The following is a 23,994-nucleotide window of genomic DNA, read 5'->3' on the forward strand; positions in this document are numbered from 1 at the left end:
TTTGGCGTACCTTAGTCCAGCTTGAATTGCGTGACGGCAGTGGCAAGACTCACGGCCTGGCTTTGCAACGCGGCGGCCGCCGCCGTGGATTCCTCGACCAGTGCGGCGTTCTGCTGAACCATTTCATCCAGTTGGCTGACCGCGCGGTTGACTTCCTGAATCCCGCGCGTTTGCTCGTTGGCTGCCTGGGTGATTTCGGAAATGATGGTTGTCACGTTGGCGACGTTGTTGACGATCTCCGTCATCGTCTCACCGGCCTGGCGGACCTGGCCCGAGCCGGAGGTCACGCTCGCCACGGTCGCTTCGATCAGCGCCTTGATTTCCTTCGCGGCCTGCGCGCTGCGTTGCGCGAGGCTGCGCACCTCGCCGGCCACCACCGCGAAACCGCGGCCCTGTTCGCCGGCACGCGCCGCTTCAACCGCCGCGTTCAACGCGAGGATGTTGGTCTGGAACGCAATGCCGTCGATCACGCCGATGATGTCGGAGATCTTCACCGACGCCTGTTCGATCTCGCCCATCGTCGTAATCACGTCGGAGATCACCACGCCGCCACGCGAAGCGACCTGCGATGCGGACACGGCGGTATCGTCGGCCTGCTTCGCGGCGCTGGCCGACTGCGTGACCGTCGAGGTGATTTCTTCCATCGACGCAGCGGTCTGTTGCAGGCTGGCCGCAGCGGATTCGGTGCGGCCCGACAGATCGACGTTACCCGCGGCGATTTCATTCGCGGCCACGCGCACCGATTCGCTGGCGTCGCGAATCTGGCGCATCACGTGGCTGAGTTTGTCGATGAAGGTATTGAACGAGCGCGCGATCTGCGCGACTTCGTCGTTGCCGGCGGCCGGCAGACGTTGTGTCAGATCGCCTTCGCCCGAGCCGATCGCGTCCATCGCGTCGCGTACTTTCGAGAGACGCTGGAACGACACGGCGGTGACCGCGGCCACGATTGCGGCGGCAATAGCGGCAATCACGATCAAGGCGATGACCGAGGCGGTCAACAGCGATCGCATGCCCGCGGTCGCTTCCGATTTGTCGAGCGCGACGACCGCGTACCAGTCGGTGCCGGGAATGGCCTCGGCGCGCAGCAGCTTCGTGCTGCCGTTTACGTCGACTTCGACAGGGTGCTCGGTGCTGAAGAGCGCGGCGAGCTTGTCGCCGATGAGAGCAGGTGCGAGGTCCGACGCCGGCTTCAAGGTTAGCTTGGCGTCCGGGTGCGCGACGATATGGCCGCTCGCGTCGATCAACATGCCGAAGCTCGCGGGTGTCGGATGAATCGCCTTGACGTTGGCAATCACACTGTCCATCGCGACGTCGCCGGACACCACGCCTTTCACCGCGCCATCGCGCACCACGGGCGCGGCGAATGCGACCACCAGCTTGCCCGTGCCCACGTCCACATACGGCGGCGTCACCACCGGTTTGCCGGCTGCGGCGGCCTGCTTGTACCAGGGGCGGCCGGTCGGATCGTAGTCAGGCGGGATGCCGGTCGGATCGGAGAACTTCGCCGTCTTGTCCGCGTAGCCGACGTACACGTTGGTGAACTTGCCGGCCGCGGCGATCTGCTTCAACGCGGCGGACGGATCGGGTTGTAGCACGGCGTCCTGCAGCGAGTTGATCATCTGACTATTGGAGGCGATCCAGTCTTCGATACCGTCTGCACGACCGCTTTCGACAGCGTTCAAACTGCTTTCGATTGCATCGGCGTTATACGAGTTGGCGACGACATAGTTGAGAACAGCGTTAGCAGCGAGCGCGACCACAACGATGGCGACGCACAGGGCGACGATGCGCGCGCGAATGGAGGAGAACATGTCGGGAGTCTTTCGGAGTAAGCAGTGAACCGTTGTCGGTGAGGCGGGGGCCTCATACGCGGTATACGGCCTGGGCAGTGGGGACTTGAGCGGGTAATGCTTTCAGTTTCTGACGGCGGCCGGCAACGCCGCTTGTGGCGGCGCGCCGCGATGCTACACACTTTCTCGCGCGATGCGGGGTTTTCAATGGATGCCGAAACAGCGCCTTGGCAATGGTTGCGGGGCGCCGTATTCGTATGACGATAATGGTGGGTATGACGCTATGTGACGCTATGTACCGATGCAGGCGGATGATTTCACATCACCGGAGAATGCAGATGATGTGGGTGATCGAGCGTCTCGCCCACGATGCGCAGCGCCTCTTCGCATTCGTCGCGCGTCTTTGAGCCACCGAGGCACACGCGCATTGCGTTCGGCGGATTGCCGTCGGTGGAAAACGCCGCCCCCGCAACCGCGGCGATGCCCTGGTTGCGCAGTTGCAATGCGAGTTCGGAAGTACTCCAGCCGCTTTCCACCGGCACCGGCAACCACAGATGAAAGCCGTCCGGATGCGCTTCGTAAGGCCACGCTTCGAGCATGCGCGATGCAATCGCCTGGCGTGCGCGTGATTCATTGCGGATTGCGTTGAGCATATCGAGCGCGGTGCCGTCGACGATCCATTGTGTCGCAAGCGTGACCGTGAACGGACTCGCCATCACCGTCGTCGCGCGCAATGCGCCGGCGAGACGTTGTGTTTGTCTGGCAGTCGGCGCGTGCAGATGCGCGACCCGCAGACCCGCACCGAGGCTCTTCGATAAACCCGTCACGTAGTAAGTCAGTTCGGGCGCGAGGCTCGCGAGCGCATCGGGCGCACTTTGCGGCAACATCGCGTACGCATCGTCTTCGATGATCGGGACGCTGTAGCGCAACGCGACGTCGGCGAGCGCCTCGCGCCGTTTGTGCGTGAGCGTCAGCGTGCTCGGGTTTTGCAGCGTCGGATTGCAATAGAACGCGCTCGGCTTGTCGGTCTTGCAGAGCGCTTCGAATGCGTGGGCGAGCGGGCCTTCGTCGTCGCGCGGCAGGGCTTGCAGACGCACGCCGAGTTGCGCGGCAATCGCCTTGATGCCGGGGTAAGCCAGCGCGTCGAGACAGATCGTGCCGCCGGGCCGCGCCAACTGCGAGACGAGCGCCACCAGCGCGCTATGGATGCCGGGGCACACCAGCACGTTCTGCGCGGCGCAATTCGGTACGCGCCGCTTCAGCCATTCGGCGCCCGCGTCCTTGTCGGCGGCGGAGCCGCCGAAGTCTTGATAACGCAGCAACTGATAGGGATCGCTGTCGCTCATCAGGCGGGCCGCCGAATCGCGCAGACGAGCAGCGTAGTCGGGCGGCTCGGGTGGCGTGTTCATCGACATCTCGATGCTGCTGCCGCCGGTCAGCGGCAAGGTCGCTGTGCGGCCGCGCACGAAGGTGCCGCTGACCGGCGCGCGAATCGAGCAGGCCGCGTTTGCGCGCTTCCGCATACGCGCGTGCCACCGTCGTGTAGTTCAGCGCGAGTGCTTCGGCCAGATCGCGCAGTCCCGGCAAGCGGTCGCGCGGACGCAGGCGGCCGGTGGCGAGATCTTCTTCGATCAGATCGGGAATCGCGAGGTAGGCCGGCTTGCGGATGTCGGCGAGGCGTTTGATCCAGTGATGTGTCGGGCTGCTCATTGCGTTGGGCTTCGGATGGAGGTGGTGAGCATTGATCGGATTTGAATGCGATCAATGATCGGATTGATCGTCCGTGGTGAATGAGTGCACCACGCCGACACGTCCTTATCGGCAAACCGCACCCGGCTGGTGCGATATCGCGGGGTTGAGGGCGGTTGCTCGCGACGCCTCGGCTGTATGCAACCTTCGCGCCAAAGAAATTTTCGCGTCGCATGTCGAATCGAGGCCGAATTGATTGCTGATTGATCGCATTTGCGTAGCCGATCAATGGCACGGCCGTTGCGTTAAGAGAAGCGCGCACACATTGAACGCGCCATCTTTTAATTAGCAAACCTGATCGGAGAGTGTCATGCCAGCCGTCAACAAACCGTTGCATCAGAAAGGTGACTACCTTGTCGACTACGAAGAGAAAGTCTTTGAAGACGTGAAGGCCGAACCTGGCGAGAAGGCGCTCGTCACTTTTCACACGGTCGCGTTCGAAGGTTCGATCGGCTTCGTCAATATGTTGCAGGCCACGCGTTTGCAACGCAAAGGCTTCGAAACGTCGGTACTGCTTTATGGACCAGGTGTCACGCTCGGTCTGCAACGCGGCTTTCCAACGCTCGGCGACGAAGCGTTCCCCGGCCATCTGAATTTCAACAAGCAACTGATGAAGTTCATGGAAGAGGGCGGCAAGGTGTACGCCTGCCGCTTCGCCTTGCAAGCCTTGTACGGGCACGGCGAGGCATCGCTGATCGAAGGCATTCGCCCGATCAGTCCGCTCGACGTGCTTGATATCCAGCTGCTTCATCGCAAGGACAACGCGCTGATCATCCACACGTGGACGGTTTGACGAGAGGCGGGTGACCACTATGTCCGACAAACGCATCGTGCGTGCGGCCGCAGTCCAGATCTCACCGGACTTCGAACGCAGCGGCGGCACCCTCGAGAAGGTATGCGAGGCCATTGAGAAAGCGGCGCGTGAAGGCGTGCAGCTGATCGTGTTCCCAGAGACCTTCGTGCCGTACTACCCATACTTTTCTTTCGTGCGTCCGCCGGTTGCTTCCGGCGCCGATCACATGAAGCTCTATGAGGAAGCCGTGATCGTGCCGGGCCCGGTGACGCAAGCGGTGGCCGAACGGGCGCGTTTGCATCGGATGGTGGTGGTGCTCGGCGTCAACGAGCGCGATCACGGCAGCCTCTACAACACGCAGTTGATCTTCGACGTGGACGGCCAACTGCTGCTCAAGCGCCGCAAGATCACGCCGACGTTTCATGAACGGATGATCTGGGGGCAGGGCGACGCGGCCGGTTTGAAAGTCGCGCAAACGGCGGTGGCGCGCGTCGGTGCGCTCGCCTGCTGGGAGCATTACAACCCGCTCGCGCGCTATGCATTGATGACGCAGCACGAAGAGATTCATTGCAGCCAGTTTCCCGGCTCGCTGGTGGGGCCGGTCTTCGCCGAGCAGATCGAGGTGACGATCCGGCATCACGCGCTGGAGTCGGGCTGTTTCGTGGTCAATGCAACGGGCTGGCTGAGCGAAGCGCAGATTGCGTCCGTTACGTCCGATACGAATTTGCAGAAGGCGCTGCGCGGCGGCTGCAATACCGCAATCGTGTCGCCTGAAGGACAGCATCTGGCCCAACCGCTGCGTGAGGGCGAGGGCATGGTGATTGCCGGTCTCGACATGAGCCTGATCACCAAGCGCAAACGCATGATGGATTCGGTCGGCCACTACGCGCGGCCTGAATTGCTCAGTCTTGCGATCAACCGGCGGCCGGCGGAAACCGTCGCGCCGATGCCGGCCTGGTCCAGTGCTTCGAGCACCGGCTTTAATTCAAACGAGGGATGGTGCGATGAACTCCAGCGAGACACTGTCGGCAGCGAGCCGGCAATTGATGACTGAATTGCAGTCGGCCGGCTTGCGGCTCGTGTCTCCGGATGCGGGCGCCGCGAGCCGGCGTGGCGGCGCGGGGCCCTCGGACCACAAGGCGGTCACGGTCGACGGCGTGACGATCATGGTGCCGGTGCATACGAGCACCGCATGGCACTCGCCGTTCGTCGCGCAGACGCCGAATGCAAATGGATCGAGCGCGTTGCTGCGCGGCACGATTCCGATTGCCAATATCAGCTTTCCCAAAGCACCGCGCTTTTACGGCATGCAGACGCTCGACGGTGTGCCTTACTCGCACATTGCCGCGTTGCACAGTGCGGACGTGCTGGCCACGACGGTGCTGCAAACCTGCATCCGCTACGAGAGCCGTCGCAAGAGTTGCAAGTTCTGCGCGATTGGGCAGTCGCTCGCGGCAGGCCGCACGATTGCGCGCAAAACGCCGGAGCAATTGGCCGAAGTGGCGCGCGCAGCCGTGTTGCTCGACGGCGTCAAGCATATGGTGCTGACCACCGGCACGCCGCCCACATCCGATCGCGGCGCGCAGATTCTGTGCGAAAGCGCATTCGCCATCAAAGCGGCGGTCGATCTGCCGATCCAGGCGCAATGCGAGCCGCCCGACGACGACCACTGGTTCGCGCGCATGAAAGCGAGCGGCATCGATACGCTCGGCATGCATCTCGAAGTGGTGACGCCTGCATTGCGGGAACGCATCATGCCGGGCAAAGCGAGTGTGCCGCTGGCGCGCTACATGGCGGCCTTCAAAGCGGCGGTTGCCGTGTTTGGGCGCGGCCAGGTGAGTACGTACATACTCGCCGGTCTCGGCGATAGTGCGGAGGCGATTCTGGCGACGTCGCGCGAATTGATCGAACTCGGCGTCTATCCGTTCGTCGTGCCCTTCGTGCCCATCAGCGGTACGCCGCTCGAAGATCATCCGGCGCCCACGCCTGAATTCATGAAGTCGGTTCTGCAACCGCTCGGTGCAATGCTGAATGCTGCCGCGATGCGCTCCATCGATATCAAGGCGGGTTGTGGCAAATGCGGCGCGTGTTCGTCGCTGTCATCGTACGAGGAGTGATCATGTTCGGCGAAGCGATTGCAGGCGAAGCGCTGGATGGCGAAGTGGGGTTTGCGCCCTATGCGCCGAGCGAATTCCGCATCAAGTGGACGACGCTCGATTGGGAGGCCGACGGAGCGTACAGGCTGCGGCGCGCGGTGTTTTGCATCGAGCAGGGCATTTTCGTCGGAGACGATCGAGACGATATCGACAGCCACGCGCAGCAACTCGTTGCAGTGAGCTGTGTGGCCGGCATGCCGGAGCAGGTGGTCGGTACGGTGCGGATTCATCGCGACGAGGGCAACGTGTGGTTCGGTTCGCGCCTGGCCGTGCATGCCGCATTTCGCCGCCACGGCAAGATCGGCGCGACGCTAATTCGTCTCGCGGTGAGCAGCGCCCATGCGCTCGGCTGCGAGACTTTCCTCGCGCATGTGCAGAGCCAGAACGTGCCGCTTTTCCGCGCGATGCATTGGGATGTGCTCGCCGAAGAAATGTTGTTGGGGCGACCGCATCATCTGATGCAGTCCCAACTGGACTGGTATCCGCCGTGTGTGACGCCGTATGGCGGCTTCGTAACTCACACGCAACCGCACGGCCTGGCTTCTGCACGGAGCGCGGCATGAGCGTGGCCGATCTCGTTGCGAGCTTGCGCGAGAGTCGCGGATTTCGGCACAAGACGGATATCGTCGATGTGGTCGGCTCGCTCGCACGGCGTCTGCCTGGCGGCACGCGCGATCTCGCGCAGGCCGTCGCGCTTGGCGACGACTGCGCGGCCATTGCCGATGGCGATGGCTACCTGCTGTTCGCAATCGAAGGCATGGTCAGCGATTTCGTGAGCGCGATGCCATGGTTCGCCGGCTACAGCAGCGTGATGGTCAACGTCAGCGATATCTGCGCGATGGGTGGACGGCCGCTGGCGGTGGTCGATGCGTTATGGAGTCGAGGAATCGGCGCGGCAGAGGACGTGCTCGCAGGCATGGCGGCGGCTTCCGTCGCTTATGGCGTGCCGATCGTAGGCGGTCATACGAATACGCGCAGTGATGCGGCGCAACTGGCAGTGTCGATTGTGGGGCGCGCGAAAGCGCTGCTGTCGAGTTTCAATGCGAAACCCGGTGACCGGTTGATGATGGCCGTCGATTTGCGCGGCCGCTTCGAGGAACCGTATCCGTTCTGGAATGCCTCGGTGGATGCGCCGCCTGACCGTTTGAGAGCAGATCTCGAACTGCTTGCGCAGTTAGCGGAAACTGGCCTGTGCGACGCGGCGAAAGACATCAGCATGGCCGGCACACTCGGCACGGCGCTGATGTTGCTCGAGTGCTCGCGGGTGGGGGCACGGATCGATCTCGATCGTATTCCGAAGCCTGCTGGCGTTTCGTTGGAGCGTTGGGTCACCGCATTTCCGAGCTTCGGTTATCTGCTATCGGTTCGGGAAGAGCAGGTGGACGCAGTGCAGGCCCAGTTCGATTCGCGTTCGCTCGCATGCGCCGTGATCGGTTCGGTCGATGCGACGTCCGAAGTGGTATTGCGTCAGCACGATGAGGCTGCGGTGTTGTGGGATTTCGATCGCGAACCGTTCATGGTGGCGAAGGACGGTCCGCGATGAACACGCTGCGTATCGCGTTGCTGACGCATTCGGTCAACCCGCGCGGCGTCACGTCGACGTATACAGCCAATTGCTTGCAACCCGCGCGTTGGCCATTCATTGATCGATTGAGGATTTGCGATGCCTGTCATGCACTTTCGGATTCAATGGCCTGATGGCGATGAAGCGAACTGTTATTCGCCGTCGCTCGTCATTGGCGATTTTTTCAAACCTGGCGAGGCGTATGCGCTGGACGATTTCGTGGAACGTTCGCGGCAGGCGCTAGATATTGCGTCGGAGCGCGTGCGCAAGAAGTACGGCTTTGCCTGCTCCGCGGCCATGGATCAGCTCGCGCAGATCGAACGCGACGCCGAGCGCTTTCGCGATCACCCAGAGGCGACCGTCAAGGTTATCGAATTCAGCTAGGCGCTTATTTTGCAGAGGAAGCATCATGTCGAATCCAGCACATCACGCACGTGCTGACGGGCATTACAGTGTGCTCGTCGTCGGCGGCGGGCAGGCGGGTCTGTCGGTCAGCTATTACCTAAAGCAGGCGGGCATCGACCATCTGGTTGTGGAAAAGAACACGGTGACGCATACGTGGCGCCAGCAACGCTGGGACGCGTTCTGCCTCGTGACGCCGAACTGGCAGTGCGCATTGCCCGGCTACCCGTACCTTGGCGACGACCCGCACGGGTTCATGAGGAAGGGCGAGATCATCGATTATCTCGACGGTTTCATCGCGCATGTCGATGCGCCGGTGATCGAGCATACGGAAGTCAAACGCGTGAAGCAGCGCGACGATGGCGTCTATACGATTGCGACCACGCAAGGCGATTTGACCGCGGATCAGGTGGTGGTCGCCTCTGGGGGGTATCACACGCCGATCGTGCCGCGTCTTGCCGAGCGTTTGCCCGCAAGCATCGTGCAATTGCAATCGTCGGCGTATCGGAATCCCCAGGCCTTGCCCGAAGGCGCGATCATGGTGGTCGGCACGGGGCAATCAGGCGCTCAGATCGCGGAGGACTTGCATCTGGCCGGGCGCAGGGTGGTCCTCGCGGTCGGCGAGGCGCCACGCTGTGCGCGTTTCTACCGGGGGCGCGACGTGGTCGATTGGCTCGCCGACATGCAGTACTACGACATGCCGGTCGAAAAGCATCCGTTGCGCGAAGGCGTGCGCGACAACACCAATCACTATGTGACCGGGCGCGATGGCGGCCGCGACATCGACCTGCGCAAGTTCGCCGCCGAAGGCATGGAGCTGTACGGTAGGCTCGACGATCTGCGCGACGGACAATTCCATTTTGAGCCGACACTTGCCGCCAATCTCGACGCCGCGGACGATACGTATAACCGGATCAACGCGAGCATCGACCGCTTCATTGACAAGCATGGCATCGACGCGCCAGCGGGTGAGGTCTACGAACCCGTCTGGCGGCCGGCCGATGAACGTACGACGCTCGATCTTCACACTAGCGGCATTTCTGCAATTGTCTGGTGCATCGGCTTCACGCCGGACTTTAGCTGGCTCGACGCGCCGGTTTTCAATGGGCGTGGTTATCCGGCACATACCCGCGGCATCACACCCATCGACGGTTTGTATTTTGTCGGCCTGCCGTGGCTGCATACATGGGGTTCGGGACGCTTCTCAGGCGTCGCGCGAGATGCGGAGTTTGTCGTGCAGGCGATTCGTGAGAAGGTGCACGAGCGTGCGTCGGTGAGGGCGGCTGTGGCAGCTTGAGCCTATGGCTTATGCGCCTTGACGCGAATGCATGAAAAAACGGCCGCTGCTTTTTTATCGCAGCGGCCGCTTCTTTTGGTACGGACTGAATTGAAACTCAGCTCCCCAGTGCCGGATCGCTCATGCTGCTCTTGCCGGTTTCCACGTGTCCGGCGAAGCGTCGCGCGAACGACGGGTCCGTGTCGACGGTAATCGCCAGGTCGTACCAGCCATAGGCGTTGCGCAGATCGAGATACAGCTGTTCGGTATCCCCGCCGCGCACCGAATGCTTGACCACGTTGTTCGCGTCATAGGCATTGACGATAGTGAACTGGCAGTGCGCGCTGCCCACGTTTTCCAGCCGCAATTGCAGGTTGCCGTTGGCGACGTCATAGCCTTCGGCGACTTCCGGCCGCGCGATGTCGGAGCCGTTCCACCAGCTTCTCGCGACCGGCTTGCCCGCGAAGCGGCGCAGGAAACCGTTCGGGCCGTAGACCGTGTAATCGTAGGTGCCGTCGACATTCAACGGCAACTGATCCTGCAGCCGCTTGCCGGCTTCAACCGTATACGTAAGCGGCGCAGCGAGACCATTCGCGGCATAGACGAGAAACACGGCGCCCGTGCGGCCCGAATTGACGAAACGCATCGTCAGCTTGTTCGCCGAGCCTTCACCGTGGACGCGCACGAACAGTTCGTACGGCAGCGCGCGAGCCGGGCGTGCGCCGGGTTCCTGCTTCGGTACGGCCTGCAGGAGCGGCGGCAGCGGCACATAGTCCGGATGCCGATTCTGATCGGGCGGCACGTAGCCGCTCGTGCTTGGCAGCGTCGGGAATGCGTCGTTCGGGGTGCTGAAGTTGAACGCCGACATCAGATCGCCGCACACCGCGCGGCGCCACGGCGTAATGTTCGATTCGCCGAGATTGTGCTGCTGGCCGAAGCGCTTTTCGATAAAGCGGATCACTGACGTATGGTCGAACAGTTCCGAGCACACATAGCCGCCTTTCGACCACGGCGAAACCACCAGCATCGGCACCCGCGGGCCGAGTCCGTACGGACCCGCCGGCGTTTTGCCATTGCCCGGATAGTTTTCATTGCTGGTGTCGACGGTCGACAAACCGTTTGCGCTCGACGCCGGCGCGAACGGCGGCGCCATGTGATCGAAGAAGCCATCGTTCTCGTCGTAATTGATCAGCAGCACGGTCTTGCTCCACACCTCGGGATTGGACGTGAGAATCTGCAAGACCTGATCGATGTACCACGCACCGTAGTTCGACGGCCAGTTCGGGTGCTCGGAATACGCTTCCGGCGCGACGATCCACGAGACCTGCGGCAGGGCATTGTTCTGCACGTCGCGCTTGAGGATGTCGAAGTAGCCGTCGCCGTTGGCCGCGTTCGTGCCCGTGCGGGCGTTGTCGTACAGCGGGTTGCCCGGCTGCGCGTTGCGGTACTGGTTGAAGTAGAGCAGCGAGTTGTCGCCGTAGTTGCCGATGTACGCGTTCTGCGTCCAGCCCCACGAGCCGCTTGCGTTGAGTCCTGTACCGATGTCCTGATAGATCTTCCAGGTGATGCCGGCGTTCTGCAGCACTTCCGGATAGGTGGACCAGCCGTAGCCGAGCTCCGAGTTGTCGATCACCGGGCCGCCGCCGTTGCCGTCGTTGCCGACCCAGCCGCTCCACATGTAGTAACGGTTCGGGTCGGTCGGGCCCATCAGCGAGCAGTGGTACGCGTCGCAGATCGTGAAGGCGTCGGCGAGTTGATAGTGAAACGGAATGTCGTCGCGCGTGAGGTAGGCCATCGTCGTGGTGCCCTTGGACGGCACCCATTGATCGTAGCGGCCGCCGTTCCATGCCGCGTGCGTGCTGGTCCAGTCATGCGCGAGGTCTTGCAGGAATTGCAGGCCGAGGTTCGGCGCGGTGGGGCGGAACGGCAACACATAGCCGACATCCGCGGCGAGCGGCTGGTACCAGACCGGCTTGCCGTTGGGCAGGTTGATCGCGCGCGTGTCGCCGAAACCGCGTACGCCCTTGAGCGTGCCGAAGTAGTGGTCGAACGAGCGGTTTTCCTGCATCAGCACGACGATGTGTTCGACGTCGCGGATCGTGCCGGTCTTGTTGTTGGCGGGAATGGCGAGTGCGTTGCGAATGCCCAGCGGCAGCATGCTCAACGCGGTGGCGGAACCGGCTGCATGCGCGGCGGAGCGTAGAAAATCACGGCGATTTTTTGAGGTCATGGTATTGGCTTTCGATCTTCGGTGAAGGAACGATGCACGCAACACGCGAGCCTCGCCCGCGCGAAGCGTGACGCGCGAAACTCAGTCGACGGTGTGAATGACAGGTGTGGCGAGCGGCGTCGACGCGGCGGCAGACAATGCCGGGTCGGCGCTTGATGCAGGTAGTGCAGGGGTTTGAATCGTGACTGCGGCGGGCGCGGGTGCAACGGAGGACGGATTCGCCGACAGAACCGCGGCGGTGTTGCTGTCGCCGGCGGCACTTGCGGTAGAACTAACCGCGCGCGTGTCGGGGGTTTTGTCATCGTCGTTGCCGCAAGCGCCGAGCAGCATGCAGAGCGACACGGCGGCCAGTGCGCTCGCCAAACGTTTGCGATAGAAGGCAATGGACGGCTTCGACACAACAGACATGGCAATGTCTCCGGCACGGGGAAGATGCGCCAGGGCATCCATGTGCCCAGGTGAGCGATGCGCAAGAATAGTCGCTTACCTGTGTAACTTTTGTGAAGATGTGGAAATTTGGGTATTTGTTGAGAATTGGGCGGCCGTCAATCCTGGATCGCGACGATGGCCTCGATCTCGACGGTAATATTGCCCGGCAGGGAACCCACACCGACCGCCGAGCGCGAATGCCGACCGGCATCGCCGAATACATCGACCAACAGATCCGAGCAGCCGTTGATCACGCGCGGGTGCTCAGTAAAATCCGGCGCCGCGTTGACCATACCCAGCAGCTTGACGACGCGCTTCACGCGCCGCAAATCGCCCAGTTCGTTATGCAGTACGGCGAGCAGATTCAGGCCGACCATTTGCGCGTGCCAGTACGCTTCGTCCGCGCTGACGGTGGCGCCGACCTTGCCGGTCATCAGCGAGCCGGTTTCGTCGAGCGGACCCTGGCCGGACAGAAACAGCAGATTCCCCTCGCGTGTGCAGTGCATGAAATTGCCGATCGGCGTCGGCACTTTCGGGAGCTTGAGGCCGCGCGTGTGCAGCCGGTCGTAGCAGTTCATCGATGGGGAAGTGATGGTGAGCGGTCTTTAAGGAGTCAGCGTTGCGCGCGCCGGGGGGACTTCAGGTTTCGTGCTTCGGACAATGTGCTCTGGGCTTTGGACTTAAGGCGGCGTCACGCCGCCGGCTCCTGGTCGCGATGCCGCCAGCCGAGGCGCGCTTCGATACGGGCGGCCACCGCCTGTACGGCTTGGGCGAAACGCTCGGTGCCGAGCACGGCTTTCGCCTCGGGCATCACGATCGAAATCGTGAAGACGCACGCGCCGGTGTTATCGAGCACGGGCGCCGCGAGGCACGCCACGGACGCATCCGATTCGCCGATCTGAATCGACAGCCGCGCCTCCAACGCTTCGCGGGCGATCTGCGCGAGCACTTGCGGCCGAGTTTCCGCGCGACCGGTCGGCGAGCTTTGCGCGTGCTGCGCGAAGAACGCGACCCGTTCGGCATCCGGCAGGTGCCCGACGAGCAAACGGCCGGACGCGGTCCAGTTGAGCGGCACGCGGCTGCCGACTCGCGAGGTCACACGAAAGTGCCCGGGGCCTTCAGCCATTTGCTGCACGACCATCATGCCGTCTTCGAGTCCGCAGACCTGCACGGTCTCTTCGACTTCCGCCGAGAGCCGCTGCATTTCTTCATGAGCGACCGCGAGGTAGTCGAGCGAGCTCGCGTACGTCAAACCGTATCCATACAGACGCGAGCCGAGCCAGATCGTGCCATCCATACGCCGCGCCAACAGGTTCTTTTCGACCAGATCGTTGATGATCGAATACACGGTGGACAGCGGCGCGCCGACCATGCGCGCGACTTCATACGCGGTGGCGGGACGGTTCGCTTGCTGGAGCGCGTCGAGAATCTGCACAGCGCGATCGATCGCGCTGGTGCGTGTGCGTGGCGCGGCGCCTTCCTCCCGACTTTTTGCCTGGGTTTCGGCGCCGGCAGATGCCGCGGCGGGTACTGCTTCGGACGCGGAAGGTCGGGACGTGCGAGCCATCGTGCTCCTCTGACGTGGGATGTTTTTGTCCAGTTGACGCAGGGTGATTGTATGCTAGACTGATCCGCAATTACAACATATATTCCATAATTAAGAAATACGAGGTTGGAGGCGCTTCATGGACATTCGCTCTCGCTTTGGCTTACGCCCTGTCATCAATGCTTCGGGCACGATGACGAGTCTGGGCGCGTCCAGTGTTAGCGCACCGGTGATCGACGCGGTGGCGCAAGTGCTGCCGCAATTCGTCGAGATCGACGATCTGCAACGCCGCGCTTCGGCGGCGATTGCCCAAGCGTGCGGCAGCGAAACCGGGTATATCACCGCGTCGTGCTCGGCGGCGATCACGCTTTCCATCGCCGCCACCATGACGGGCGACGACCACGGCCTGATCGAACGGCTACCCGACACGAGCGCCATGCAGCGCAACGAAGTCGTGATTCAAACCGGCCACCTCGTCAATTATGGCGCCCCGGTGGACCAGGCGATCCGGTTGTCCGGTGCGCGCGTCGTGCCCGTGGGCGCGGCGACCGAAGCGCACGGCTACCAACTGAATACTGCCATCACCGAACGCACCGCCGCGGCGCTTTACGTGGTTTCGCATCATACGGTGCAATTCGGCATGATCCCGCTCGAAGAATTCATTGCGGTCGCGCATGCGAAGGGCGTGCCGGTGATCGTCGATGCGGCTTCCGAATATGACCTCAAACGCTTTATCGCAGCCGGCGCCGATCTCGTGCTCTACTCGGCGCACAAATTTCTCGGCGGGCTGACCGCCGGCATTGTCGCGGGTAAGAAAGCGCTGGTACGTGCCGCGTATTTCCAGAATGGCGGCATTGGCCGCGGCATGAAAGTCGGCAAGGAAGGCATTGTTGGCGCGATCGCCGCGTTCGAACAATGGCAGCAGCGCGACCATGTCGCGGTTCGCGCCCGTGAACGCGGCCACCTCACGCTGTGGCGCGAAACCTTGAATCGTTGCGACGGCGTATGGGCGGAGATCGACGCCGACCCGACCGGCAATCCGCTTGACCGTCTGAAACTGCATATCGATCCCAGGCAGGCTCGCATCACTGCGTGGGATCTCGCCGATGCGCTCGCGCGGCCGCCCGAAGGCGAAGCGCCGGTGATCGTGCGCGATCATGAAGCGGAACTGCATTTCTTTTTCCTCGACCCGTGCAATCTGCATCCGGGCGAAGAACAGATCGTACTGGCACGGCTCACGGCCGAACTCGAGCGCGCGCGACAGTCGCCCGAACCCGTCGTAACGCCGTTCTACCAGCGCGACGCGCGCCGCATTGCCGCGCGCCGGAATTGGCCTGATTGATTCTCTCCCGGTTCATATCGATTCATCGATGACCGTTGTTTGACCCTAGCACCGGACTCCGTTCCGGTGCCGCTTTGACTTGCCCGCTTAGTACTACTTATATCGCCGGAACATAACCGTGTAACCGGCGTTTGTCTCTCTTTCGACTTGAGGAAACCATGAAGCACAAGCAGATTCTTCGTACGGCCATCGCGTTCGCGGCCGCCGGACTCGCCGCGCAGGCCGCCCACGCGCAAAGCAGCGTGACGCTATACGGCATCGCCGATGCCGGCTTTACCTTCACCAATAACCAGAAGGGTGAGAAGGCGTATCAGGCGACGCAAGGCAATGTGCAGGGTTCGCGCTGGGGCCTGCTCGGCAGCGAAGATCTGGGCGGCGGCAACAAGGTCCTGTTCAAGCTCGAAAACGGCTTCAGCCTGGAGAGTGGTGCATCCGGTCAGGGCGGCCGCATGTTCGGCCGCAGCGCATGGGTTGCGCTTTCAAACAACAAGGCGGGCACGATCACGCTCGGCCGTCAGTACAACAGCGTGCAGGACTATCTGTCGAACATGCAGATCAATGGCGTCGGCGCAATGAGCCAGTACGGCAACGCGATCTACGACAACGACGATATCAACAACACGTACCGCACCGACAACGCGGTCAAGTACACCACGCCGACGTATGCAGGGCTCACCGCAAATGCGATGTACGCGTTCTCGAACACCGCGGGCGCGTTCGCCAACAATCGCGCATGGAGCGTCGGCGCGGATTACGTGAACGGTCCGCTGCACCTTGACGCGGCCTATTCGCTGGTCAATCAGCCGGCTACCAACACCACTGGCGCGGCGCCGTCTGACAACTACTACAGCACCAGCTCGTCGATCATCAGCGGCGTGAAGCGCAACCAGGTGTGGGGCGCAGGCGGTTCGTACGTGTTCGGCCCGGCAACCGTCCTGCTGCTGTACACGAACTCGCAATTCCAGTTGTTCAGCGGCGGCAGCCTGCGCTTTGCCAACTATGAAGCCAGCGTGAAGTATCAACTTACGCCGGCTACGCTGCTCGCGCTCGGCTACATCTACACGACGCAGAACACCAGCGGCACCACGGCCACCAGTGCTCACTACAACCAGTTGAGCCTGGGCGGCGAGTACTTCCTGTCGAAGACCACCGACCTCTACCTGAACGGTATCTACCAGCATGCATCCGGTTCGCACGCATGGGTCGAAGGCATTTCGAATCCGTCGAGCAACAACGGCCAGTTCGTGACCGTCGCCGGCATCCGCCACAAGTTCTAAGTACGCCGCCCGCGCCGCTGCTCATACAACATTCCGCTCAACGGAAACCGCGGCGCGGATCTTTCCCTTCAGGAGCACCTATGGCGACCGTTCAAGGAAGTCTGTTACTCGTCTATGCATTGATCGCCATCATCGCGCTGGTCGTGTTGATCGCGCGCTTCAAGATGAATCCGTTTATCACGTTGATGATGGTGTCGGTGGCGTTGGCGCTCGCCGTCGGCATGCCGGCGACGTCGATTCTCAAGTCGTTCGAAACCGGCGTGGGCGGCACGCTCGGCCACATTGCCATCGTGGTCGGCCTCGGTACGATGCTCGGCAAGATGATGGCCGAGTCGGGCGGTGCGGAACGTATCGCGCGTACGCTGATCGACCTGTTCGGGCCGAAGAACGTGCATTGGGCGATGATGTGCATCGCGTTCCTCGTCGGCTTGCCGGTGTTTTTTGAAGTCGGTTTCGTGCTGCTGATTCCGATCGCGTTCAACGTCGCTCAGCGGACCGGTACGTCGATGATTCGTGTCGGCATTCCGATGGTGGCGGGTTTGTCTGTCGTGCACGGTCTGATTCCGCCACACCCGGCTGCGTTGCTCGCAGTCACTGCGTATAACGCGGATATCGGTCATACGATTTTCTACGCGTTGATTGTCGGCATTCCTACTGCGGCCGTTGCTGGTCCGCTGTTCTCCAAGCTGATCGCGCGCTTTGTCGTGCTCGACGGTTTCAATCCGATGGCGCAGCAATTCATTGAACAGGATGCGCAGCGCTCGCATCAGGAATTGCCGGGCTTCGGCATCACGTTGCTGACGGTGCTCTTGCCGGTGCTGTTGATGCTGGTCGGCAGTTGGGCCGATGTGATCGTGCCGGCCAAAACGTCGCTGAATAACGCGCTGCGCCTGATTGGCCATCCGGACATGGCTTTGTTGCTGGCCGTGCTGTTGAGCTTCTGCACGTTCGGCAAGTCGCGTGGCTTTAACCGCGAGCAGATCCTCAAGTTCACCAACGAGTGTCTTGCACCGACTGCGAGTATCACGCTGGTGGTGGGAGCGGGCGCGGGCTTCGGGCGCATTCTGATCGATAGCGGCGCGTCGAAGGCGATCGTCGATGTCGCGACGGGCGCGCATGTGCCTCTGTTGATTCTCGCGTGGCTGGTGGCGGCGTTGATTCGCGTGGCAACCGGTTCGGCGACGGTAGCGATGGCGACGGCGGCCGGCATCATCGCGCCGATCGCTGCAGCGGCGGCGGGCACGGTGGGTGGTGTGCGGCCCGAGTTGCTGGTGCTGGCCACCGGTGCGGGTTCGCTGATCCTGTCGCACGTGAACGACGGAGGCTTCTGGCTGGTGAAGGAGTACTTCGGCATGACCGTGCCGCAAACCTTCAAAACGTGGACCGTCTGCGAAACGATTATTTCGGTGACGGCGCTGGTGTTGACGTTGGGGCTTTCGATCGTGATTTGAGCGGGGAGGCTTTGTCGCGGCGTGTCTTGAGGACGCGCCGCGATTTTGCATTGCGCGTCCATTCGCGCGACTATTGCTGCGATCTGCCGGCTATGGAAGGCGCGATAACCTGGGCGCGTAAGTGGGAGAGGGTGGCCTTGACGACGTTCAACGCTGCCGAGAGATGAACGCAGCAATCGCCTCGTTCAACGCATCCGGCGCATCGCGATGCGGCGAGTGCCCACACGCGTCGAGTTTGACCAATTGCGCATGCGGCACGTGCTCGCCGATAGCATCGATCTGAGCCATGGTGCCGTAGTTGTCGTCGTGGCCTTGCAGTGCAAGCAGAGGTTGCTTGATGGTGGCCAGTTCATCGACGATGCGCCATTCCCTGAACGCCGGATTTAACCAGATATCGTTCCAGCCATAGAACGCGGAATCGACGTCGGCATGATAGCGGCTGAGTTTGCTGCGCAGATCCGTGGTCTCATAGAGCTGCTTGGTCTGCGCGATGCTTTCCACCGAGATATCTTCGACGAATACATGTGGTGCGATTGCGACCGCGCCGGCCAATTCATCTGGATGCATTGCTGCGTAGAGCAGCGTGATCGAGCCGCCGTCGCTATGGCCGATAACCCACATGCGCTTGCGCTCCTGCATGCCGATATCGAGTGCGTCGAACAGAGCGGGAAGGATATCGCGCGCTTGTGCTGTCATGAAATCGACCGGCCATTTGACGTCGTGCGCACGCGGTGTGGACAGTCCATAACCGGGCCGCGAATAGACGAGGCCACGCATGCCGAGACGTTCGCACAAGGCTTGTGGCCAATCGCGCCACATCGCAATCGATCCGAGTCCTTCATGCAGGAATACGGCGATCGGTGCATTGCCCGCCACTTCATTCAGCCAACGATATTCGATGCGCAACTGCCCATGCGATGTCGTGGCGGGCAGTTCCGCGAAGTCGCTAACAAAGGCCGTGTTTACGGGGTTCTGCATGGCTCACCTTATGACTGTTCGCGCAGTTTGAAGCGTTGAATCTTGCCGGTAGCGGTTTTCGGCAAATCGTCGACGAACAGGATGTCGCGCGGATACTTATGCGGCGCGAGCCGATCCTTGACGAAAGCCTTCAGCTCATCCGCGAGTATCTCAGACGGCGCGAATTCACGCTTCAACACCACGAACGCGCGGGTCTTGACGAGGCCGCCGTGATCGATGCCAACCACCGCGGCTTCCAGCACCGCTTCGTGCTGCACCAGGACCATTTCCACTTCGACGGGCGAGACGTACTGACCGCTCACTTTCAGCATGTCGTCGCTGCGGCCCGCATACACGTAGCAGCCGTTCGTGAGACGGCGATATTTGTCTCCGCTGCGGATCCACTCGCCGAGGAACGTCGCGCGCGATTTCTCGCGATTGCTCCAGTACATGAGCGCCGCGCTCGGTCCTTTGATATACAGATCACCGACTTCGTCGTCGGGCACCGCATGACCGGCTTCGTCACGCAGCTCGACTTCATAGCCGCGTACGGGGCGCCCCGTGGTGCCGTATTCGACCTCGCCCGCGCGATTCGACAGGAAGATATGCAGCATCTCGGTCGAGCCGATACCGTCAAGAATCTCGCAGCCGAAGTGCGCTGTAAAGCGCTCGCCAATTTCGCGCGGCAGCGCTTCGCCCGCCGACGTGCATATGCGCATTGCGACGTCGGCGCGTGGTGGCAGGTTGGGCGAGACGAGCATGCCCGCGTAGAGCGTCGGCACGCCGTAGAAAATGGTTGGGCGATGCCGCACGAGGCGCGTGAAAATGGCGTCGGCGGTGGGACGCTCGGCCATCAATACGGCCGTGGCGCCCACCGAAAGTGGGAACGTCAGACCATTACCCAGACCATACGCAAAGAACAATTTGGCCGCCGAGAAAACCACATCGCTTTCGACGATGCCGAGAATCGGCTTCGCGTACAACTCGGCAGTCCAGTACAGATTCGCGTGTGTGTGGACCGTGCCTTTCGGTTTGCCGGTCGAACCCGACGAATACAGCCAGAACGCGATATCGTCGCAACCGGTCGTGCATGCTTTGATAGCCGGTGTGGCCACGTTGATCAGATCGTTGAGTCGCGGCGCGGTTAAAGGCTCGCTTTCGTCGCTTTCGAGTGGCTGCGAGACGATCAACTGGCATCCGTCGTGTTCGGCAGTATCCATCGCCTGAGTGACATTCGGTAGCAATGCGCCCGAGGCGATCACCGCGCGCGCGTGGCTGTGCGTCAGCATGTACACGTAGTCGGCAGCGGTGAGCAGCGTGTTCGCGACGACCGGCACGACGCCCGCATAGAGCGCACCGAGAAAGGCAATCGGCAGTTCCACAGTGTCGTGCATCACCAGCAGCACGCGTTCTTCCGGATGAACGCCGAGTGTGCGCAATGCGCTCGCGAAGCGCCGGGCCCGATCTTCGAGTTCGCCGTAAGTGGTGGTGCCGGTGTCGTCGATATAAGCGGTCTTGGCCGCGCGCGATTCATTCAGTCGAAACAGGTAGGCCGCGAAATTAAATACCGCGGGCGGCGGTTCGACCTTCGCTGCGGGCTGACTCGCAGCCGGTTCCAGCAGGGCTTCCATATGTCTCCTCCATCGGGTGGGGGCGGTCCGGCGGTTATGTGCTCATGATCCGCTCGATGCTTGTCTCGTGCCGCTACGCTGCGGGCAAATGCGTGGTTTGCGTCAACGCGTCGATTGCAGCGCTCGATGCCTGAACGGCCGAGCGCCTGTGATAGAAACCCAGGGCACGCAGGCCGCCGAGTTCTTCTCCGCCACCTGCGCGGCCTGGTCCACCATGCAGCGACATCGGCATCACGTTGCCGTGGCCGGTTTGGCTCTGCTGGACTGAAGGCGAGATCGCGTGAACACGTCCATGCGAATCGGCGAGTTCCAGTGCGAGCTTGCCGAGATGCGCGTCGTCGTTCGAATAGATCGACGCGACGAGCGAGCCTTGGCCGCATCGCGCGAGTGCGATTGCGTGCGCTTCGGGAAGGGTGCCGTTTGCTGGAGCGGCGACGCGATACGGCGCCACGGTTGCCACCGGTCCAAACACTTCGACGTCGTGCAGCAGCGTTGCGCTATCGGGATCGTTGTTCACGAACAGATGCGGCGCAACGCAAGCCGCAATCGTTGTGTCCGCATCGATAAGCGGTACGGCCGAGCCGTCGTACGCGAGCACGGCTTCCTCGCGCAACGCGGCGATGCCGGCCAGCACGTTCTCGTACTGCTCGCGGTTCACGAGCGAACCCATCCGCACGGCCTCGTTGCGCGGATTGCCGACGGTTATTTTCGCGAGCTTGGCTTTGAGTGCATCCAGCACCGCTTCGAGCGATGCTTCCGGCACGAATGCGCGCCGGATCGCCGTGCATTTCTGACCGGACTTCACGGTCATTTCCCGCACCACCTCCTTGATGAACAGTTCAAAAGCGGGCGTATCGGGTGTCGCATCGGCACAGAGAATTGCGCTGTTGAGACTGTCGGCTTCGACATTCAGACGCGCGCCGCGTTCGACGAAAGCCGGATGCGCGCGCAATGTTGCGGCGGTTTGCGCGGAGCCGGTGAACGACACCACGTCAAATGCCTGAATCTGATCGAGCAGACCCGCAGAACTGCCGCAGATGACGGATAACGCGCCGGGCGGCAGAATGCCTGAGTCGACCACATCGGCAACCATGCGTTGCGTGAGCCATGCCGTCGCCGTGGCGGGCTTGATGATGACGGGCACGCCGGATAGCAAGGCGGGCGCTGCTTTCTCCCACAAGCCCCACGACGGGAAATTGAACGCGTTGATGAAGAGCGCGACACCGCGTGTCGGTGTGAGTACGTGCTGCACGCTGAACGATTGGTCTTTACTCAACGATGCGACGTTGCCGTCGCGCAGCGCATGCACGTCGCCGAGCGTCGCGCCGAGTTTCGCGTAGTACGACAGCGTGAAGATTCCACCGTCGATGTCGACCGCCGAATCATTGCGCGTGGTGCCCGAGTTCGCGGTCGCGATCGCATAGTAGTCGTCGCGCCTCGCTTGTAGCAGTTTGACGATCTCGGCAAGACGGACGGCGCGTTGCGCATAGGTCAGCGCACGCAAAGCGGTGCCGCCTTCTTCTCGAGCGAAGCCAAATGTCTGGGTGAGATCCAGGCCCTGGCTCGACACGCGCACGAGCGCTTCACCGGTGACCGGATCGGTCAGCGTCACGCCTTCACCGCCGCCCGCGACCCACTGGCCTGCAACGTAGTTTTTCAATAGTTCGGTCATGGCGAGTCTCAGGCGGAAGGTGGGGTAGGGGTGAATTCGATCGCGCCTTGCGGCAGCAGATACAGCACCAGCGCCTGCCCATTCGCGACGGTCGGACGATGCGCGCTGCCGGGGCCGTACACACACCAGCCGGCCGGATGACCGTCGAAGGTGGCGCCGTCGGTGAGCGGCATGATCAGATCGATTTCGCCGTTCGGGTGAACGTGATGCGGACCGGCAATATCCTTCATATCGACTACGTCGACGGAAAAGCCGTGGGTATCCGGCAATGCCTTGAAGATCCGACCATAGCGAATGCCGCCGCCTTCGCGGTTGCACAGCCAGCCTTCGGTCACGCCGATGCGGCAGGCATCCGCCAGATCGCGAAAGGTCGCACCATCCGCGGGATAAGTGTCGTTGAGCCACGCGGCCAGCGTGCCGTCGAGCGGCCGGCCGGCGAGTTGCTCTGTCACGCCCGCAATCAGGCGTTGGAAGTCATGTGGGGACATGCAAGCCTCCAGATCAGCGCGTGCACCTTAATTCATGCGTGTTGTTGCGCCGTCTCCGTGACGCTGCCGAAAAACCTCGACAGCGTTTGTTATTGGATCAATATTTGGCGAAAATTAACCGTTCACTATGACCATGTCAAGCACTATAGTACATGTAACGCAGTCAAGAGGTAGTTAAACATGAATTCAAATTACTCTTCAGCGCCGCTGGACGATCCTGCCGATGAGGAGGCAAGCCGCGCGGGTCGGGCCAACCGCGGGGCCGACAGCGGGGCTGACCGCGGAACGGACCGCGGCGGCGAGCGCGAAGAGCGCGATCCTTTTCTGACGGCAATGGGTGAGCGCGTGCGCCTGCTGCGCGCACGCCGCGGCATGACGCGCAAGACGCTGGCGACCGAAACCGGCTTGTCGGAGCGTCATCTGGCGAATCTGGAATCCGGCGTGGGTAATGCGTCGGTGCTCGTGCTGCGGCAGATCGCGGCGACGCTGAACTGCCCGCTGGCCGAAGTGATCGGTGACGAAACCACCGCTTCCGCCGAATGGCTGCTGATCCGCGAACTGCTGCAAGGGCGCGACCAGGCGGCGTTGCAGCGCGCCCGCGTGGCGCTTGCCGAGATGTTCGCGCAAGCGCCGCGCGACCCGCATCGCAAGGACCGGATCGCGCTGATCGGCTTGCGCGGGGCCGGCAAGTCGACCTTTGGGCGGATGCTGGCGCAGGAGCGCAAGGTGCCGTTCGTCGAACTCACGCGCGTGATCGAGCAACTCGCCGGCTGCCCGCCGTCGGAGATTCATTCCCTCTATGGTGCAAGCGCGTACCGGCGTTATGAACACCGGGCGCTCGAGGCGGTGATTCAGGAACACGAGCGTGCGGTGATCGCGTCGCCGGGCGGGCTGGTGTCGGAGTCGGGCACCTTTAACGCGCTGCTGTCGCACTGCTTCACCGTATGGCTGCAAGCCACGCCGGAAGAGCATATGCGCCGCGTCGTCGCGCAAGGCGACCTGCGGCCGATGTCCGGCAATAAAGAAGCGATGGATGACCTCAAGCGCATCCTGGCGGGGCGTGGCGAACTGTACGGCCGTGCCGACATGATCTTCGATACCAGCGAAAAAACCTTGGCCGACGCCTACTTGCAGCTGCGTGACCGGCTTGCTGCAAGGCTCGCGGCCGAATCGCCGGACGACGCACGGGTGAGCTGACATGTAGTGCGGTTCCAGGGTTTACTAGAAAACATGCATTAAAG

20 protein-coding genes and 1 pseudogene are annotated in these 23,994 nt (G+C 62.1%); 11 read left to right on the top strand and 10 right to left on the bottom strand.

What is annotated here, in order from left to right:
- Window positions 1-11 precede the first annotated feature (11 nt).
- Window positions 12-1,811, bottom strand: coding sequence for a methyl-accepting chemotaxis protein (locus GNZ13_RS42165; protein WP_172162956.1), 1,800 nt, complete (start codon window positions 1,809-1,811; stop codon window positions 12-14).
- A 296-nt stretch (window positions 1,812-2,107) separates the two neighbouring features.
- Window positions 2,108-3,500, bottom strand: a pseudogene (locus GNZ13_RS42170) (aminotransferase-like domain-containing protein).
- Window positions 3,501-3,849: 349 nt separating this feature from the next.
- Here GNZ13_RS42170 and GNZ13_RS42175 point away from each other — a divergent pair.
- From GNZ13_RS42175 to GNZ13_RS42205, 7 genes are all read left to right on the top strand, one after another.
- Window positions 3,850-4,332, top strand: a complete 483-nt coding sequence (locus GNZ13_RS42175; RefSeq protein WP_172162962.1) for an MSMEG_0572/Sll0783 family nitrogen starvation response protein — start codon at window positions 3,850-3,852, stop codon at window positions 4,330-4,332.
- Between the two features lie 19 nt (window positions 4,333-4,351).
- Entirely contained in the window at window positions 4,352-5,386 is a 1,035-nt protein-coding gene (locus tag GNZ13_RS42180; RefSeq protein WP_172162965.1) for a Nit6803 family nitrilase, read from the top strand.
- On the top strand, window positions 5,379-6,449 hold the full coding sequence (locus tag GNZ13_RS42185; protein WP_172163201.1) for an MSMEG_0568 family radical SAM protein: 1,071 nt from the start codon (window positions 5,379-5,381) through the stop codon (window positions 6,447-6,449). Before GNZ13_RS42180 ends, GNZ13_RS42185 begins: the two co-directional genes overlap by 8 nt.
- Before the next feature lie 2 nt (window positions 6,450-6,451).
- On the top strand, window positions 6,452-7,051 hold the full coding sequence (locus GNZ13_RS42190) for an MSMEG_0567/Sll0786 family nitrogen starvation N-acetyltransferase (protein ID WP_172162968.1): 600 nt from the start codon (window positions 6,452-6,454) through the stop codon (window positions 7,049-7,051).
- Window positions 7,048-8,031 carry a sll0787 family AIR synthase-like protein gene (locus GNZ13_RS42195; protein WP_172162971.1) on the top strand — a complete coding sequence of 328 codons (984 nt, stop codon included), beginning with the start codon at window positions 7,048-7,050 and terminating at the stop codon, window positions 8,029-8,031. The genes GNZ13_RS42190 and GNZ13_RS42195 overlap by 4 nt, the downstream gene beginning before the upstream one ends.
- Window positions 8,032-8,151: 120 nt before the next feature.
- Window positions 8,152-8,436, top strand: a complete 285-nt coding sequence (locus GNZ13_RS42200; RefSeq protein WP_172162974.1) for an MSMEG_0570 family nitrogen starvation response protein — start codon at window positions 8,152-8,154, stop codon at window positions 8,434-8,436.
- A gap of 25 nt (window positions 8,437-8,461) precedes the next feature.
- Window positions 8,462-9,751, top strand: coding sequence for an MSMEG_0569 family flavin-dependent oxidoreductase (locus tag GNZ13_RS42205; RefSeq protein ID WP_172162977.1), 1,290 nt, complete (start codon window positions 8,462-8,464; stop codon window positions 9,749-9,751).
- Between the two features lie 97 nt (window positions 9,752-9,848).
- On the opposite strand, the gene GNZ13_RS42210 is transcribed toward GNZ13_RS42205, so the two are convergent.
- From GNZ13_RS42210 to GNZ13_RS42225, 4 genes are all read right to left on the bottom strand, one after another.
- On the bottom strand, window positions 9,849-11,960 hold the full coding sequence (locus tag GNZ13_RS42210; RefSeq protein ID WP_172162980.1) for a phosphocholine-specific phospholipase C: 2,112 nt from the start codon (window positions 11,958-11,960) through the stop codon (window positions 9,849-9,851).
- Between the two features lie 81 nt (window positions 11,961-12,041).
- The gene (locus GNZ13_RS42215) at window positions 12,042-12,368 is read right to left on the bottom strand and encodes a hypothetical protein (protein ID WP_172162983.1); all 327 of its coding nucleotides are present in this window, start codon (window positions 12,366-12,368) and stop codon (window positions 12,042-12,044) included.
- A gap of 137 nt (window positions 12,369-12,505) precedes the next feature.
- Window positions 12,506-12,967, bottom strand: coding sequence for a RidA family protein (locus GNZ13_RS42220; protein WP_172162986.1), 462 nt, complete (start codon window positions 12,965-12,967; stop codon window positions 12,506-12,508).
- 113 nt (window positions 12,968-13,080) lie between these two features.
- Complete coding sequence (locus GNZ13_RS42225; protein ID WP_172162989.1) at window positions 13,081-13,956, bottom strand: IclR family transcriptional regulator; 876 nt, start codon at window positions 13,954-13,956, stop codon at window positions 13,081-13,083.
- A gap of 118 nt (window positions 13,957-14,074) precedes the next feature.
- On the opposite strand from GNZ13_RS42225, the gene GNZ13_RS42230 reads away from it, so the two are divergent.
- The 3 genes from GNZ13_RS42230 to GNZ13_RS42240 all read left to right on the top strand — a co-directional run bounded on the left by GNZ13_RS42230 (window position 14,075) and on the right by GNZ13_RS42240 (window position 18,005).
- Window positions 14,075-15,277, top strand: coding sequence for an aminotransferase class V-fold PLP-dependent enzyme (locus tag GNZ13_RS42230; protein ID WP_172162992.1), 1,203 nt, complete (start codon window positions 14,075-14,077; stop codon window positions 15,275-15,277).
- Window positions 15,278-15,435: 158 nt separating this feature from the next.
- Window positions 15,436-16,554 (top strand): porin, encoded by a 1,119-nt coding sequence (locus GNZ13_RS42235; RefSeq protein WP_172162995.1) that lies wholly within the window; start codon window positions 15,436-15,438, stop codon window positions 16,552-16,554.
- An 80-nt stretch (window positions 16,555-16,634) separates the two neighbouring features.
- Window positions 16,635-18,005, top strand: coding sequence for a GntT/GntP/DsdX family permease (locus GNZ13_RS42240; RefSeq protein WP_172162998.1), 1,371 nt, complete (start codon window positions 16,635-16,637; stop codon window positions 18,003-18,005).
- 147 nt (window positions 18,006-18,152) lie between these two features.
- On the opposite strand, the gene GNZ13_RS42245 is transcribed toward GNZ13_RS42240, so the two are convergent.
- The 4 genes from GNZ13_RS42245 to GNZ13_RS42260 form a co-directional block, all read right to left on the bottom strand.
- Window positions 18,153-18,983, bottom strand: coding sequence for an alpha/beta fold hydrolase (locus GNZ13_RS42245; protein WP_172163001.1), 831 nt, complete (start codon window positions 18,981-18,983; stop codon window positions 18,153-18,155).
- Window positions 18,984-18,991: 8 nt separating this feature from the next.
- Window positions 18,992-20,593: a benzoate-CoA ligase family protein gene (locus GNZ13_RS42250; RefSeq protein ID WP_172163004.1), complete on the bottom strand. Its 1,602-nt coding sequence runs from the start codon at window positions 20,591-20,593 to the stop codon at window positions 18,992-18,994.
- Between the two features lie 73 nt (window positions 20,594-20,666).
- Window positions 20,667-22,265: a 3,4-dehydroadipyl-CoA semialdehyde dehydrogenase gene (locus GNZ13_RS42255; protein ID WP_172163007.1), complete on the bottom strand. Its 1,599-nt coding sequence runs from the start codon at window positions 22,263-22,265 to the stop codon at window positions 20,667-20,669.
- A gap of 8 nt (window positions 22,266-22,273) precedes the next feature.
- Window positions 22,274-22,753 (bottom strand): DUF4863 family protein, encoded by a 480-nt coding sequence (locus tag GNZ13_RS42260; RefSeq protein ID WP_172163010.1) that lies wholly within the window; start codon window positions 22,751-22,753, stop codon window positions 22,274-22,276.
- A 180-nt stretch (window positions 22,754-22,933) separates the two neighbouring features.
- On the opposite strand from GNZ13_RS42260, the gene GNZ13_RS42265 reads away from it, so the two are divergent.
- On the top strand, window positions 22,934-23,950 hold the full coding sequence (locus GNZ13_RS42265) for a helix-turn-helix transcriptional regulator (protein ID WP_172163013.1): 1,017 nt from the start codon (window positions 22,934-22,936) through the stop codon (window positions 23,948-23,950).
- Window positions 23,951-23,994 lie beyond the last annotated feature (44 nt).

The sequence above is a fragment of the Paraburkholderia elongata genome, from assembly GCF_013177735.1.
Lineage (GTDB): Bacteria > Pseudomonadota > Gammaproteobacteria > Burkholderiales > Burkholderiaceae > Paraburkholderia > Paraburkholderia elongata.

Bases quoted from the DNA above. Each gene is read 5' to 3' on its own strand.
- GNZ13_RS42220 (WP_172162986.1), bottom strand. From the start codon at position 12,967: ATGAACTGCTACGACCGGCTGCACACGCGCGGCCTCAAGCTCCCGAAA.
- GNZ13_RS42200 (WP_172162974.1), top strand. From the start codon at position 8,152: ATGCCTGTCATGCACTTTCGGATTCAATGGCCTGATGGCGATGAAGCG.
- GNZ13_RS42205 (WP_172162977.1), top strand. From the start codon at position 8,462: ATGTCGAATCCAGCACATCACGCACGTGCTGACGGGCATTACAGTGTG.
- GNZ13_RS42250 (WP_172163004.1), bottom strand. From the start codon at position 20,593: ATGGAAGCCCTGCTGGAACCGGCTGCGAGTCAGCCCGCAGCGAAGGTC.
- GNZ13_RS42235 (WP_172162995.1), top strand. From the start codon at position 15,436: ATGAAGCACAAGCAGATTCTTCGTACGGCCATCGCGTTCGCGGCCGCC.
- GNZ13_RS42260 (WP_172163010.1), bottom strand. From the start codon at position 22,753: ATGTCCCCACATGACTTCCAACGCCTGATTGCGGGCGTGACAGAGCAA.
- GNZ13_RS42190 (WP_172162968.1), top strand. From the start codon at position 6,452: ATGTTCGGCGAAGCGATTGCAGGCGAAGCGCTGGATGGCGAAGTGGGG.
- GNZ13_RS42225 (WP_172162989.1), bottom strand. From the start codon at position 13,956: ATGGCTCGCACGTCCCGACCTTCCGCGTCCGAAGCAGTACCCGCCGCG.
- GNZ13_RS42255 (WP_172163007.1), bottom strand. From the start codon at position 22,265: ATGACCGAACTATTGAAAAACTACGTTGCAGGCCAGTGGGTCGCGGGC.
- GNZ13_RS42180 (WP_172162965.1), top strand. From the start codon at position 4,352: ATGTCCGACAAACGCATCGTGCGTGCGGCCGCAGTCCAGATCTCACCG.
- GNZ13_RS42240 (WP_172162998.1), top strand. From the start codon at position 16,635: ATGGCGACCGTTCAAGGAAGTCTGTTACTCGTCTATGCATTGATCGCC.
- GNZ13_RS42245 (WP_172163001.1), bottom strand. From the start codon at position 18,983: ATGCAGAACCCCGTAAACACGGCCTTTGTTAGCGACTTCGCGGAACTG.
- GNZ13_RS42210 (WP_172162980.1), bottom strand. From the start codon at position 11,960: ATGACCTCAAAAAATCGCCGTGATTTTCTACGCTCCGCCGCGCATGCA.
- GNZ13_RS42165 (WP_172162956.1), bottom strand. From the start codon at position 1,811: ATGTTCTCCTCCATTCGCGCGCGCATCGTCGCCCTGTGCGTCGCCATC.
- GNZ13_RS42265 (WP_172163013.1), top strand. From the start codon at position 22,934: ATGAATTCAAATTACTCTTCAGCGCCGCTGGACGATCCTGCCGATGAG.
- GNZ13_RS42230 (WP_172162992.1), top strand. From the start codon at position 14,075: ATGGACATTCGCTCTCGCTTTGGCTTACGCCCTGTCATCAATGCTTCG.
- GNZ13_RS42195 (WP_172162971.1), top strand. From the start codon at position 7,048: ATGAGCGTGGCCGATCTCGTTGCGAGCTTGCGCGAGAGTCGCGGATTT.
- GNZ13_RS42175 (WP_172162962.1), top strand. From the start codon at position 3,850: ATGCCAGCCGTCAACAAACCGTTGCATCAGAAAGGTGACTACCTTGTC.
- GNZ13_RS42215 (WP_172162983.1), bottom strand. From the start codon at position 12,368: ATGTCTGTTGTGTCGAAGCCGTCCATTGCCTTCTATCGCAAACGTTTG.
- GNZ13_RS42185 (WP_172163201.1), top strand. From the start codon at position 5,379: ATGACTGAATTGCAGTCGGCCGGCTTGCGGCTCGTGTCTCCGGATGCG.